General features: G+C 39.5%; 1 protein-coding gene. It reads left to right on the top strand.

Annotated features, from left to right (window positions below; all coding sequences use genetic code 11):
• Nucleotides 1–85 precede the first annotated feature (85 nt).
• Entirely contained in the window at nt 86–232 is a 147-nt protein-coding gene (sda, locus tag KVT34_RS32870) for a sporulation histidine kinase inhibitor Sda (RefSeq protein ID WP_369016304.1), read from the top strand.
• The last annotated feature ends 31 nt before the right edge of the window (nt 233–263 follow it).

Raw genomic sequence — 263 nt, 5'->3', positions numbered from 1 at the left:
ATTGCGTAATCCATTTGCGCTGTCGGAACGATTTGAATCTTTTATTATTGGATTGTCCCCACGTTTTCCATTTTATTCATAAAGGATGAATGTCATGTTAAAAAAATCAGCTGTAGAGCTGCTTAGTGATTATCAGCTGCTTGTTTGTTTCGTACAAGCCCTACAAATGAAGTTGGGTGCCGAATTTCTCCAACAACTTGCCTCTGAGATTAGACGCCGCAATTTATATTAATCGGCGGCTTGCCGGCCTCGTTTATTTTATA

The organism is Paenibacillus sp. GbtcB18, assembly GCF_019091125.1.
In the GTDB taxonomy this organism is placed as follows: Bacteria; Bacillota; Bacilli; order Paenibacillales; family NBRC-103111; genus Paenibacillus_F; species Paenibacillus_F chitinolyticus.
Note: the sequence above shows the minus strand (reverse complement) of the source record. Positions and strands in the feature narration are given on the sequence as shown.

Bases quoted from the DNA above. Each gene is read 5' to 3' on its own strand.
- sda (WP_369016304.1), top strand. From the start codon at position 86: ATGAATGTCATGTTAAAAAAATCAGCTGTAGAGCTGCTTAGTGATTAT.